The organism is Defluviicoccus vanus (assembly GCF_014672695.1).
Classification (GTDB): Bacteria; Pseudomonadota; Alphaproteobacteria; order Rhodospirillales; family Defluviicoccaceae; genus Defluviicoccus; species Defluviicoccus vanus.
This window is the reverse complement of record NZ_CP053923.1, coordinates 1,437,491-1,449,499: the sequence shown is the minus strand read 5'-3', so window position 1 is coordinate 1,449,499 and position 12,009 is coordinate 1,437,491. Positions and strand designations below refer to the sequence as shown.

Below are 12,009 nucleotides of genomic sequence, written 5' to 3'. Positions count from 1 at the left end.
CGGAAGGAATATCGGATGTGGCGCAATAGGCTCAACAAATATGCCATCCCATTGTCTTTGGCGCTGGTGACCGCCGCGGCGCCGGCTCTGGCGGAAGACCCGGCAGCACCGCTGCAGACGCAGCAGCGGCGCCAGCGGAAGAACAGCCGGGGGACTGGCTGCCAGGTGCCTTCTCGGGCTCCGTCGCCCTGACCAGCAACTACATGTTCCGCGGCATCTCGCAGACGAATAATGAGCCGGCGATTCAGGGTGCTTTGACCTACACGCTTGGCACCAAGGATTTCGACGTCGATATGGGCGGCTACGACATCTCCGCATATGGCGGCGTCTGGGGCTCGAACGTCGACTTCCAAGACGGCGATGAAGCACAGGTGGAACTGGACTGGAGCTTCGGCCTAACCGGCGCGCTCGCCGATACCGGAGTTGGCTGGACCCTCGGCGGTACCTATTACAATTATCCGGGGGCGCGGGGTAACCTGAACTACGATTACTGGGAAATTCTGCCCTCTATATCCTATGCACCGGTGGATTGGGTGTCGCTCGCCGTCGGCATGCCATACTCACCCGACTACTTCGGCGCCTCCGGCGACTCTTACTACCCAAATGGCACCGCTTCGGTGATCATCCCCGGCATTCCGGAGAAGTGGTTCAAGTTAAAGGCCAATGGCGGCGTTGGCTATCAGTTCATCGACAAGAACGCCAAATACGGCACACCAAGCTATCTGACCTGGACTCTCGGCCTTACCGCGACGGTCAAGGGTGTGGACATCGGCGTGGCCTATTATGACACCAACCTCAGCAAGAGCGACTGTTTCGGCGGCACGCAGAACTGGTGCGACACCAGGTTCGTCGGTACTCTCAGCTACGCCTTCTAAGCTCACAGACCCTACAAGGGGGCGGATCGGGCGGAGGTCGCGAAAGACCTTTGCCCGGCTTGCGCCGGCGGGATCCGACTGCTAGGGTCCGGCAACCGCCGCGAGAGCCGCGGTCTTCCGCCCCATCCTTGATCCCACCTGACACGCCCGGTCGCCCCTTGTCCCTCGACATCGATACTGTCCGTACCATCAGCGTTCTCGCCCGGCTGCGCGTCCCGCCGGAGGAATTGCCGGCACTCGCGCGCGAACTCTCCGGAATCCTCGATTGGGTAGAGCAACTGGCCGCAGTCGATACCAGCGGTATCGCACCGATGGCGAGCGTTGCCGATGTGTCGCAGCCGCAGCGCGTCGATGCCGTGACCGACGGCAACTGCGCCGCGGCAATCCTCGCCAACGCGCCTGGCCGCATCGACGACTATTTCACCGTGCCCAAGGTCGTCGAATAATGGCGGAAGAGAACGAGTGTCGGATGGGTGTGGTATGACGGCTGATCTGTGCCGATTGGGTATCGCCGAAGCGCGCGACGGCTTGGCCGCCGGCCGGTTTTCCTCGGTTGAGCTCACCCGAGCCTGCATCGAGGTCATGGCCGCCCGCCGCGACCTGAACGCCTTCATCACCGAAACGCCGGATTTGGCCCTGGAGCGTGCGGCCGCCGCCGATGCGCGCCGTGCCAGCGGCGAGAGTGCGGGAAGCCTCGACGGCATTCCGATCGCGATCAAGGATCTGTTCTGTACCGAAGGCGTGCTGACCACCGCCGCCTCGCACATTCTCGACGGCTTCGTGCCGCCCTACGAATCCACCGTTTCCGCCAATCTGCGCAACGCCGGCGCGGTGATGCTGGGCAAGACCAACCTGGACGAATTCGCCATGGGGTCGGCCAACATCACCAGCTACTACGGTCCGGTGAAGAACCCCTGGGGGCCCCGCGACGGCAAGGATCTGGTGCCGGGTGGCTCCTCTGGCGGCTCCGCCGCGGCGGTAGCCGCCCATGCCTGCTTCGCCGCCACCGGAACCGACACCGGTGGCTCGATTCGCCAGCCGGCATCCTTCTGCGGTATCGTCGGCCTCAAGCCAACCTACGGACGCTGCTCGCGATGGGGTATCGTCGCCTTCGCGTCCAGCCTTGATCAGGCGGGGCCGATGACGCGCAACGTTCGAGACGCGGCGATCATGCTTGGCAGCATGGCCGGGCATGATCCGAAGGATTCGACCTCGGCACCGCGGCCGGTGCCCAACTACGAGCAGGCGCTCAGTGGCGACATCCGCGGCCTGCGGGTGGGGGTGCCGAAGGAGTACCGCGTCGACGGCATGGCGGCCGAAATCGAGGCGGTCTGGCAGCAGGGCGTCGCTTGGCTGGAATCCGCCGGCGCGGTGGTGCGTGAAGTCTCCCTGCCGCACACCNGCTACGCGCTCGCCACCTACTACATCATCGCCCCTGCCGAGTGCTCCTCGAACCTCGCCCGCTACGACGGTGTGCGCTTCGGCCTGCGCGTCCCGGGGCAANCCCTCGATGAGCAGTACATGAACACCCGCGGCGAGGGCTTTGGCGCCGAGGTGCGCCGGCGCATCCTCATCGGCACCTACGTCCTCTCCGCCGGCTACTACGACGCCTATTATCTGAAGGCGCAGCGGGTGCGGGCGTTGATCGCCGCCGACTTCACCAACGCCTTTCAGGAGGTGGATGTAATCCTGACGCCGACGGCGCCCTCGGACGCTTTTGCCATCGGCGAGAAGACCGACGATCCGGTGACCATGTATCTCAACGACGTCTTCACCGTGCCCACCAGCCTTGCCGGTCTGCCGGGCCTGTCGGTGCCGGCCGGTCTCAGCCAGCGCGGCCTGCCGCTGGGCTTGCAGCTGATCGGTAAACCCTTCGACGAGGAAACCGTGCTCCGCGTCGGCGATGTCCTCGAACAGGCAGCAGGGTTTCCACAGCTGCCGTAATTGCGCCAGCAACCCTCCGTTATCGTGGCGTCATTGTAATTGAGAATGAATATTACCCCTTGTTGGGGCGTTCGCCGACGCCTAGTGTAGAAAACTAGGCGTGCAAGTGGTGTGCGTTCAATGACTGAGGGGGCAAAGCGAAATGCCTAACGGAGACGCTTCAAGTCCGGCCACGTCAACGAAAGCCGATGCATCTGAAATTCTCGACACGAGAATGCAAACCGAAGCCAGACTGAAGATTGCTTTCCAAATTCTTAGTTGGGCGACATTCGGTTTAGGCGTCATCGTCGCCATTATGGTGATTGGCGCCAGCATAATTTCAATACGTGTGGCAGATGATGGTGGGAAGACCTTCAGCACCACGGTAGAAAGGATCTTTACCAGTCTGCTGCCCGTAGTCGCCACGTGGGTCGGCACGGTACTGGCATTTTATTTTACCAAGGAAAGCTTTCAGGCTGCCAGCGACAGTGCCAAGGCTAATTTCAAGGAAGGTAGCAGTACAGTCACGGCGGCGGTGGCAGAGCTGGGTGATCGCAGGTTGGCGGCCCAGCCAGTGTCGCAATGCATGCGTTCCTACGATGATATTGCAAAAATAGTAAAGCCGGTGGCAGAGCTTTCCAAGCTGAACCTTGTGAATGATATCGAGCCGTTATTTAAAGATAAGGTTACCAGGCTACCGCTATTTGATGCTCAGAAGGTGATTAAATACATGATTCATAAGAGTGTATTGGCATTCTTCTTTGATCATGTGCAAACTGTCCAACAAAAGACGAGCGCTCCCGGAGCCGCTCAGGTCGCTGGGGTGTCATTGACCCGCGAGAACGCAACGCTTCAGGATTTTCTTACCTACAATGACGGTAAGTACGGCAAGGTGGTCGAAACCTCTTTCGCCTTTGTTGCCAAGGATAAGACACTCGCCGACGCCGTAGCGGCAATGCGCAAGGTCGAGAAGGAAGCAGGGATCGCCTGCCAGGACGTTTTCGTCACCGCGACTGGTGAGAAGAGTGAGCCCGTGCTTGGCTGGTTGTCGGATCGCCGGATCCAGAACTTCGCCCAATTCGGTTAGGCGGTCTGGGGCGCAGGTGCGATCGGTGCCGCGGCGCCCTCAGTCGGGGGTGCGGGAGACGAACAGATCCATGCCGAGGCGTCGCGAGAGGAAGCGGGCGACCAACTGCCCCTTGACGCTGTTGCCGGTACGGTCGAGCGGCGGCGCGAAAGTGCCGAGACCGCCCTTGCCCGGCGAGACGGCAACGATCCCGCCACTGATGCCGCTCTTGCCCGGCAGGCCGATGTCGTAGAGCCAGTCGCCGGAGGTCTCGTACATGCCGGCCGTTGCCATCACGGCAAGCGCGAAGTGGCAGACCGCGGCGTCCACCACCCGCTCCCGGGTGAGCGGATTGACCCCGCCGTCGGCCAGCGTCGCTCCCATCACCGCGAGGTCGCGGGCGCTGACGTTCAGCGAGCACTGGCGGGTATAGAGATCGATCGCCTGTGCCGGCTCGCAATAGACCCGACCGAGGGCGGCAAGCAGCTGGACGATGCTGCGGTTGCGGAAGTTGGTTGCCAAGGCGGAGGCATAGACCTCGTCGTTGAGCGGCAGCGTCCGCCCGGCGAAGCGGGACAGTCCCTCGTGGATGAAGCGCCAGCGGGCCTCGGTGCTGTCGCCGGGAACGAGGCTCGTCGTCGCGATCGCCCCGGCGTTGACCATCGGGTTGGTTCGCCCATCGCCGCTGCCCTCGATCGCCGCAAGCGAGTTGAAGGGCAAACCGGTGGCGTTGGCGCCGATCTTTGCCCGCGCCTGTTCCCAGCCGATCACCTGACAGACGAGGGCGAAGACGAAGGGCTTGGAGACGCTCATGATCGAGAAGGGGAGGTCGGCATCGCCGATGGCGCAGATCTCGCCGTTGGCGCCGACGATGCAGATGCCGAACAGCTCGGCCGGTACTCGCGCCAGGGCGGGATAAACCTGCGAAACCTCTCCCTCGCTATGGCTCCTGAACTGCGCGTGTGCCTCGGCGACCAGGGCGGTGATCTGTTCAGCGGTTGGCAGGCGGCCGGTTGAAACGTAGGGGAAGCACCGATCCCGGGCATCCTGAGCCTGATCGTCCATCGTCTCCATCCCCTTCCGAACTATCGTGCCGTGCAGCCACGCCCAGAGCTGTAGCGTATTCGCTTCCGCCGGGGCAATGCTGCGCGCTGTCGACCGCGTCCGAGCGCCGAAGCCGTTGACTCCGGCCCGTATCACCGACTATCTACGCGGCCTTGTGCCGTCGGCGGGTGCCGGCGCCGGTTCCAGGAGTGCGACCCCGTGAAGATCCGCAATTCAATCAAGTCGGCCAAGCTGCGCGAGCGCAACTGCGTCGTTGTTCGCCGCCGTGGCCGGCTGTACGTGATCAACAAGAAGCAACCGCGCTACAAGACGCGCCAAGGCTAGTTCCCCAAGGTTATTCCCCGAAAGCTGATCCACCGCCGGCGGCCGGTTAGGCCCGGCGTGTGGATGCGCGCACGACGCCAAATGCCGCCGGGGACAACGTCTTTTCCGCCTCTTCCTGGGCCGCCCACGTCTCCATCCCTGATTTGAACGACGGGGTCTCGCGCGGGACCGCCAGTCCAGTCCGGTCTCCGTGAGGCTGTCGGCGCGGCACAGGGCGGCTGCGCGCCGATGGTGCTGCGCTTGGGCTGGGCAGGGTTGCCGCAGCACCATTGTAAACAGCGCCGAAACGGGTCGCTGATTGTGACGGAGCTGCCTATTCGGCGCCGGGGCCGGGGACGATGTGGGTGGCGAGCAGGCGTCCGGCAAGGAAGCCGACGAAGGCAGACAGCACCGGAACGGCGCCAAGCGACGCCAGCCAGGCGAAGAAGGCGATGGCGCCGATGATTCGCACCGCGTCCAACACCCAGATCATCCAGCGTTGGTCCTTCGTCAGTGGCAGCCGCAGGTTCAGCCGCTGCGCCATATAGAACGCGACACCGACGCACAGCCCCATCAGGGCGTACTCGATGACAACGTCGTAGCTCCAGGGAATGGGATCGCCAGCGTTCATCCTCATCCCTTAGCGCGCCAGCGGCTGCGCCACAAGCAGCCTGCAATACCGCGCGTCGCAGACGGTGAGCGGCTGCACCGCAGCGTGAGTGTTGCGGCGCAGCAACAAGGTCGGGCAATGCGGTTACGCTGGACGCAGTGCCGCATCGGCTGCTATCAACTTTGTATTCTAATATAAATTTATATCAATGGGTTGGGCAAAAATTTCGACCGTCTGGCCCACCGGAGGTTGTTTTTTGTGCAGCGCAACAATAACCCTTGATTTTAACCCGAACCGTTCTAAATTTGAGATGTCGACGGTGCGTCCGAATTGGTTTGAATGAGGCGCACTGGCAAACGGCACAAGACTGGCAAACAGCACAAAAGAGGATGGAGAGGGAGGATCCGTCGCGGGGCGCGAAACCCCGAGTTGCAAGGAAAGGCAACCATGACTGGATTCAGTAACCCTACCAAATCACGACCGTTACCGGGTGGTGTCCCATTCGATTGGCCCCCGGTGACCCTTGGCCACACCGAAATTGACAAGGTCGTCAATGAGGCGAACCGGCAGCGTTCCGCAGCGATCGGAGCTTGGCTGCGGCGCATGGCCGAAAACTGGTCGAGCCTGTGGCGTCGTCCCGGCCGCGCGGTTCCCAGCAATCTGCGCGAACCGAAAATACACGCGTAGCACGGAGCGGACGTAACGATGGCGCCAAAGCGCGCCGTCTTCGCGGGCCGGGGGCCGGGGTTCTGCTCCCCGGCGCCCCGAGACCTGCTGTTGCAGAGTGGCTCTTGGGACTAACGGCCGTGCTCGACGAGGAGCAGGGCGGCGAAGCCGAGCAACACCAAGCCGACACCCACGTCGATGCCGCGCATCAGCCGCGGATTGACGAACAATTGTCTTGCCCGATCGGCGAACCAGGCAAGCCCGAGCTGCCATGCGCTGTTGATGGCGATCAGGACCGCCGACAGCAGGGTGATCTGCAGCGCCAAGGACGCACCGCCGGCGACGAGGAAGTTCGGGTAGAGAGCGAAGAACAGCAGCAGCACCTTCGGATTCAGCAGGTTGGTGAAGAATGCCTGGCGCAGGGCGAGACTCCGCCGCACCGGGCCGGCCACTGCCAGGACCATGGTGCCGCCGGTGAGGACCGCCTTTGCGCCCAGCCAGCCGAGATAGATTGCCCCCAGGATAGCGACGCTGTGAAACAAGGCCGGTGAGGCGGTGATCAACGCTGAAATGCCCGCGGCGGCCAGCGTGGTGTGAACGAGCAATCCCAACTGCACTCCAGCCACGGCGGCAAAGCCGGCCGAGCGGCCGGAGCCCAGGGCGTGACGCACAATGAGCATCGTATCCGGCCCCGGCGAGAGCACGATCGCCAGGGCGGCGAGGGCGAAGCGCGCCAGCAGCGGGGCGTCGACCGGCAAACTCATCCGGGGGCGAGCATGGTTTCCGGCCTGACCCAGCGGGCGAAGTCCTCGGCGGTGAGCAACCCCAACGCGACGCCCGCCTTCTGCAGCGTCGTTCCCTCGGCATAGGCCTTCTTGGCGATCTTCGCCGCGTTATCATAGCCGATGTGCGGGTTCAGTGCCGTGACCAGCATCAGTGACTGCTGCATCAACTGGGCGATGCGACCCTCGTTGGCGGTGATGCCTTCGACGCAGCGGTCGGTGAAACTCCGCGTCGCGTCGGCGAGGAGGCGGATCGACTGCAGCAGGGCCGCGATCATCACCGGCTTGAAAACGTTGAGTTCGAAGTGACCCGACGCGCCGGCCATGGTGATTGTCGTGTGATTGCCGAACACCTGTACGCAGACCTGGGTCAGCGCCTCGCATTGGGTCGGGTTGACCTTCCCCGGCATGATCGACGAGCCCGGCTCGTTCTCCGGCAGGTGCAACTCGCCCAGCCCCGAGCGGGGGCCGGAGCCGGCGAGGCGGATGTCATTAGCAATCTTGAACAGCGAGGCGGCGACGACGTTGAGCGCGCCGGAAGCCTCGACGATGGCATCGTTGGCGGCGAGCGCTTCGAAGGGATTGGTGGCGGGAACAAAGGGCTGGCTGGTCAGCCGCGTCACTTCGACGGCGAACGTCCGGGCAAAATCAGGATGGGCGTTGAGGCCGGTACCGACGGCGGTGGCGCCCTGCGCCAGTTGCCAGAGCCGCGGCAGGGTCGCCTCGATGCGCATCATGTCGTTGGTGACCTGCGCTGCGTAGCCACCGAATTCCTGGCCGAGACTGAGCGGCACCGCGTCTTGCAGATGCGTCCGGCCGATCTTGATGATCGGTGCGAAGGCTTCGGCCTTGGCGACGAGCACGCCATGCAGGTGATTGAGCGCCGGCAGCAGCCGGCCGGTCATTTCGCGCACCGCGGCGATGTGCATCGCCGTAGGGAAGGAATCGTTCGACGATTGACCGCGGTTGACGTGGTCGTTGGGGTGCACCGGCTGTTTCGTGCCGATGATGCCACCCAGCATCTCGATCGCCCGGTTGGCGATCACCTCGTTGAGGTTCATGTTGGTCTGGGTGCCGGAGCCGGTCTGCCAGACCACCAGCGGGAAATGCGCGTCCAGTTTGCCTTCGATCACTTCCTCCGCAGCGGCAACGATCGCCTCGCCGATGCGGTGATCAAGCTGTCCCAGCGCCATGTTGGCCAACGCCGCAGCTTTCTTCTGCAGCCCGAAAGCGTGGATCAGCGCCGGCGGCATCCGCTCGCCGCCGATGGGGAAGTTCTGCCGCGACCGCTCCGTCTGCGCGCCCCAGTAACGGTCAGCCGGCACCTCGACAGCGCCCATGCTGTCGGTTTCAGTCCGCATCGCTTGCGCCTCGCCCATTGCCCTTGCTCCCGGTCTGCCCACGCTCCCTTTTGCATATGCGCATCGTCCGCCGGCGGGTCATCGCTGGCGAGCGCCGAGAAAGGCGATGATTGCCGCCAGCGCCTCGTCCCAGTTCTGGCGTTCGCTCCGGCCCGACGCGGCGCGGGGCTTGAAGCTGTGGTCGCCGTCGGCGAGCCAATGCAGGCGGATCGTCGCGGCGAGCGGGTAGGCTGCCACGTCTTCCCGGTCCCCGAAGGGGTCGCGCTCGCCCTGCAGGATCAGCGTCGGCGTGCGCAGGGTTGCCAAATGGGCGATCCGCGTCGCCTCCGGCTTGCCGGGCGGATGGAACGGATAGCCGAGGCAGACGATCCCATCCACCCCGCATTGATCCACGACCATCGATGCCATCCGTCCGCCCAGCGACTTGCCGCCGATGACAAGGTGCTCCGCCGGCGCCGTTGCCGCGATCACCTCGCGCCAGCTGGCAAGCAGGATCTCGGCTCGATCGGGTGGCCGCTTGCGGCCATCAACGCGCCGCCGGGCCATATAGGGAAACTCGAAGCGCACCACCCGCATCCCGGCCACCGCAAGCCCCGCGGCGAAGAAGGCCATGAAGGGACTGTCCATCGGTGCCCCGGCACCATGCGCCAGAATCATCGTCAGCGCTGCCGCTGTCGGGCCGTCGGTCTGCACGTCGATGGTCATCGCTTTTCTTTCTGCGGCTATCGCTTTATCGCTCTGGCGTGCGGCACGCCGGGCGCGCATCTTTGCCGGTGCGGCCGCCGCGCACCGCGGTACAGCGCCGCCATCATTATCAAATGCAGAGGGAATCGCCATGCCAATGCAGGAAAAGCGGGTCCTGGGACTAAGCGCACACGGATTCTACACTATGGCCTATTTCGAGTGGGGCGATCCCGAGAACGACAACGTCCTCGTCTGCGTCCATGGCCTGACCCGGCGCGGCCGCGATTTCGATGCCCTGGCGCGGGCGCTGGAGGATCGCTATCGGGTGGTCTGTGTCGACCTGCCCGGCCGCGGCCAGAGCGACTGGTTCAGCGTTGCCGCCGATTACCAGCCGGCGACCTATCTGCAGGGCATGGCGGCGGTGCTCGCCCGCCTCAACGTGGCGCAGGTGGACTGGCTCGGCGTCTCGCTCGGCGGCCTCATCGGCATGATGCTGGCGGCGCAACCGAAGACGCCGATCCGCAAGCTAGTGCTCGATGATATCGGCAGCTACGTCGACGCCGAGGCGCTGCAGCGGATCGCTGGTTACGTCAGCGAGTATCCGGCGTTTGCCGATCGGGCGGCACTCGAAGCCTACGTGCGCGTGGTCTGCGCGCCCTATGGCCTGACCAGCGACGCCGAGTGGGCTCACCTCATCACCTATGGCTCGCGGCAGGATGAAACCGGCGCCTGGCGCTTTCACTACGATCCGAAGCTGGCCGAGCCGTTCAAGGAAGGCTTCTCTGAACCGGTATCGCTTTGGACCGTTGTGGGCGATGATCCGGGCGCCGGTGTTGCTGCTGCGCGGCAGCGAGTCCGACATTCTCAGTGCCGAAACCGCCGCCGAAATGGTCAACCGCAAGCCAACCACGAAGTTGGTCGAGTTTCCTGGTGTCGGCCATGCGCCGATGCTCATGAACAATCAGCAGATCAGCGCGGTGCGCGATTGGCTCCTCGCCTAGGGCGCATGCGGTGGCCCGCGTTTGCCGCCGCCATCTTCGCAGCACTCTGTTCCCCTTTGCCGCCGGACACCCAGTCGTGACCCAGTTGCCCGTCGTTGCTGATCCACCGCCTGATCACTTCAACATCGCTCGCTACTGTCTGGCGGCGCCAGCGACGGCGCATCCGGAGAAGACGGCGCTGATCATTGCCGGCGACGATGGCGAAACCCGGCGCTGGTCCTATGGCGAACTGGAACTGATGGTGCGGCGGCTGGCGGGCGGCCTCGGCCGGCTTGGTCTGCCTCCTGGCGCACGGCTGATGATCCGGATGGACAACGGCTTGCCCTATATTCTCACTTTCTTTGCTGCCTTTGCCGCCGGGCTGGTGCCGCTGCCGTCGTCGGCGGCGCTGACCGGTGAGGAGGCGGAATTTCTCCTCGCTGATTCCGACGCTGCCGCTATCGCTCTTGCCGATCACCTGGCCCTGGCGCACGCCGCGCCGGCGGGGGTGAGCGTCATCACTGCCGAGGCGATCGAGCGCATGGCGGCGAGCGGTGAGCCCGCCGCCTATGCTGATACATTGGCCAACGATCCCGCTTTCCTGATCTACACGTCGGGGACGGTGGGCCGGCCGAAGGGGGTACTGCACGGCCACCGCACCGCCTGGGGCCGGCGGCCCATGTACCAGGGCTGGTACGGTATTACCGTCGACGATGTTGTCCTCCACGCCGGCGCCTTCAACTGGACCTACACGCTGGGCGTTGGCCTGCTCGATCCCTGGGCCAACGGCGCCACCGCCGTGCTCTACAATGGCCTGGCCGATCCAACGGTCTGGCCGCGGCTGATCGAGCGGTTCGGGGTCACCATCTTTGCCACCGTGCCCAGCCTCTATCGTCGCATCCTCAAGTACGGCCGGTTTGGCCGCGAGAGTCTGGCGACGCTGCGCCACGGGCTTACCGCCGGCGAGGCGCTGCCCGCCGCCGTCCTCGAGCAATGGCGCGACGCCACCGGCACGCTGCTCTACGAGGCGCTGGGGATGAGCGAGATCTCCACCTACATCTCCTCATGCCCGGGGATGCCGATCAGGCCCGGCAGTCCCGGCAAGCCGCAGGCGGGACGCCGCATCGCCATCCTTGCCGCCGATGAGGATGTTCCACGGAAGCTGCCGACGGGCGAGGTGGGATTGTTGGCGGTGCATCGCGCCGATCCGGGGCTGATGCTGGGGTACTGGCAACGGCCGGAGGAAGACGCCCTCGTCTACCGTGGCGAGTGGTTCTGCGGCGGCGACCTCGCCCACCTCGATGCGGACGGCTACGTCTGGTTCCACGGCCGCCATGACGACATCCTCAACCCCATGGGCTACCGGCTGTCACCGCTGGAGATCGAGGGCGTGTTGGCGCGCCATCCGATGGTGCACGAGGTTGCGGTGAGCGAACTGACGGTGGGAGCGGGGACGGGGGCGGGGGTCAAGATCCTCGCCGCCTTCGTCGTGCCGCAGGGCGAGGCCGACGGCCAGCGGCTGCTCGCCTGGGCGGCGGAGCACTTGGCGAGCTACAAGCTGCCGCGCCAGGTGGTGTTCGTCGACCATCTGCCGCGGACACGCACCGGCAAGCTGTTGCGCCGTGAGTTGCCGCAACGGCTTGGCGAAGATTTCGAAGGAGGGACAGCACTCGGCAGCACCGGCGCCTAGGGCA

14 protein-coding genes are annotated in these 12,009 nt (G+C 64.5%); 9 read left to right on the top strand and 5 right to left on the bottom strand.

What is annotated here, in order from left to right; genetic code table 11:
* Positions 1 to 15 precede the first annotated feature (15 nt).
* The 5 genes from HQ394_RS19680 (at position 16) to HQ394_RS06535 (ending at position 3,885) form a co-directional block, all read left to right on the top strand.
* The gene (locus HQ394_RS19680; RefSeq protein ID WP_223291907.1) at positions 16 to 192 is read left to right on the top strand and encodes a hypothetical protein; all 177 of its coding nucleotides are present in this window, start codon (positions 16 to 18) and stop codon (positions 190 to 192) included.
* The gene (locus HQ394_RS06550) at positions 159 to 875 is read left to right on the top strand and encodes a TorF family putative porin (RefSeq protein WP_223292048.1); all 717 of its coding nucleotides are present in this window, start codon (positions 159 to 161) and stop codon (positions 873 to 875) included. The genes HQ394_RS19680 and HQ394_RS06550 overlap by 34 nt, the downstream gene beginning before the upstream one ends.
* A 158-nt stretch (positions 876 to 1,033) precedes the next feature.
* A complete protein-coding gene (gene gatC / locus HQ394_RS06545) occupies positions 1,034 to 1,321 on the top strand; it encodes an Asp-tRNA(Asn)/Glu-tRNA(Gln) amidotransferase subunit GatC (RefSeq protein WP_190263156.1) in 288 nt (95 codons plus the stop codon).
* Positions 1,322 to 1,355: 34 nt separating this feature from the next.
* Entirely contained in the window at positions 1,356 to 2,819 is a 1,464-nt protein-coding gene (gatA, locus tag HQ394_RS06540; protein WP_190262602.1) for an Asp-tRNA(Asn)/Glu-tRNA(Gln) amidotransferase subunit GatA, read from the top strand.
* Positions 2,820 to 2,961: 142 nt separating this feature from the next.
* Positions 2,962 to 3,885, top strand: a complete 924-nt coding sequence (locus tag HQ394_RS06535) for a hypothetical protein (RefSeq protein ID WP_223291906.1) — start codon at positions 2,962 to 2,964, stop codon at positions 3,883 to 3,885.
* Positions 3,886 to 3,924: 39 nt separating this feature from the next.
* Here HQ394_RS06535 and glsA read toward each other — a convergent pair whose 3' ends face one another.
* A complete protein-coding gene (gene glsA, locus HQ394_RS06530; RefSeq protein WP_190262600.1) occupies positions 3,925 to 4,929 on the bottom strand; it encodes a glutaminase A in 1,005 nt (334 codons plus the stop codon).
* 198 nt (positions 4,930 to 5,127) lie between these two features.
* Here glsA and ykgO point away from each other — a divergent pair, with 198 nt between their 5' ends.
* A complete protein-coding gene (gene ykgO / locus HQ394_RS06525) occupies positions 5,128 to 5,253 on the top strand; it encodes a type B 50S ribosomal protein L36 (RefSeq protein ID WP_190262599.1) in 126 nt (41 codons plus the stop codon).
* A 313-nt stretch (positions 5,254 to 5,566) separates the two neighbouring features.
* Here ykgO and HQ394_RS06520 read toward each other — a convergent pair whose 3' ends face one another.
* Positions 5,567 to 5,869, bottom strand: coding sequence for an N-ATPase subunit AtpR (locus tag HQ394_RS06520; RefSeq protein WP_190262598.1), 303 nt, complete (start codon positions 5,867 to 5,869; stop codon positions 5,567 to 5,569).
* Positions 5,870 to 6,289: 420 nt separating this feature from the next.
* Between HQ394_RS06520 and HQ394_RS06515 the strand changes: the two genes are divergently transcribed.
* A complete protein-coding gene (locus HQ394_RS06515; protein WP_190262597.1) occupies positions 6,290 to 6,529 on the top strand; it encodes a hypothetical protein in 240 nt (79 codons plus the stop codon).
* A 110-nt stretch (positions 6,530 to 6,639) separates the two neighbouring features.
* Here HQ394_RS06515 and HQ394_RS06510 read toward each other — a convergent pair whose 3' ends face one another.
* From HQ394_RS06510 to HQ394_RS06500, 3 genes are all read right to left on the bottom strand, one after another.
* Entirely contained in the window at positions 6,640 to 7,272 is a 633-nt protein-coding gene (locus HQ394_RS06510) for a LysE family translocator (protein WP_223291905.1), read from the bottom strand.
* Entirely contained in the window at positions 7,269 to 8,651 is a 1,383-nt protein-coding gene (fumC, locus tag HQ394_RS06505; RefSeq protein ID WP_263053772.1) for a class II fumarate hydratase, read from the bottom strand. The genes HQ394_RS06510 and fumC overlap by 4 nt, the downstream gene beginning before the upstream one ends.
* Before the next feature lie 78 nt (positions 8,652 to 8,729).
* Entirely contained in the window at positions 8,730 to 9,356 is a 627-nt protein-coding gene (locus tag HQ394_RS06500; protein ID WP_190262594.1) for an alpha/beta family hydrolase, read from the bottom strand.
* A 130-nt stretch (positions 9,357 to 9,486) separates the two neighbouring features.
* Here HQ394_RS06500 and HQ394_RS06495 point away from each other — a divergent pair, with 130 nt between their 5' ends.
* Together HQ394_RS06495 and HQ394_RS06490 are read left to right on the top strand one after the other, a co-directional pair.
* Positions 9,487 to 10,416, top strand: coding sequence for an alpha/beta fold hydrolase (locus HQ394_RS06495; protein ID WP_223291904.1), 930 nt, complete (start codon positions 9,487 to 9,489; stop codon positions 10,414 to 10,416).
* Positions 10,413 to 12,005 carry an acyl-CoA synthetase gene (locus HQ394_RS06490; protein WP_223291903.1) on the top strand — a complete coding sequence of 531 codons (1,593 nt, stop codon included), beginning with the start codon at positions 10,413 to 10,415 and terminating at the stop codon, positions 12,003 to 12,005. Before HQ394_RS06495 ends, HQ394_RS06490 begins: the two co-directional genes overlap by 4 nt.
* Positions 12,006 to 12,009 lie beyond the last annotated feature (4 nt).

Coding starts and splice junctions, on each gene's coding strand:
- HQ394_RS19680 (WP_223291907.1), top strand. CDS start 16: ATGTGGCGCAATAGGCTCAACAAATATGCCATCCCATTGTCTTTGGCG.
- HQ394_RS06510 (WP_223291905.1), bottom strand. CDS start 7,272: ATGAGTTTGCCGGTCGACGCCCCGCTGCTGGCGCGCTTCGCCCTCGCC.
- HQ394_RS06495 (WP_223291904.1), top strand. CDS start 9,487: ATGCCAATGCAGGAAAAGCGGGTCCTGGGACTAAGCGCACACGGATTC.
- HQ394_RS06520 (WP_190262598.1), bottom strand. CDS start 5,869: ATGAGGATGAACGCTGGCGATCCCATTCCCTGGAGCTACGACGTTGTC.
- fumC (WP_263053772.1), bottom strand. CDS start 8,651: ATGCGGACTGAAACCGACAGCATGGGCGCTGTCGAGGTGCCGGCTGAC.
- HQ394_RS06535 (WP_223291906.1), top strand. CDS start 2,962: ATGCCTAACGGAGACGCTTCAAGTCCGGCCACGTCAACGAAAGCCGAT.
- glsA (WP_190262600.1), bottom strand. CDS start 4,929: ATGGACGATCAGGCTCAGGATGCCCGGGATCGGTGCTTCCCCTACGTT.
- HQ394_RS06500 (WP_190262594.1), bottom strand. CDS start 9,356: ATGACCATCGACGTGCAGACCGACGGCCCGACAGCGGCAGCGCTGACG.
- HQ394_RS06515 (WP_190262597.1), top strand. CDS start 6,290: ATGACTGGATTCAGTAACCCTACCAAATCACGACCGTTACCGGGTGGT.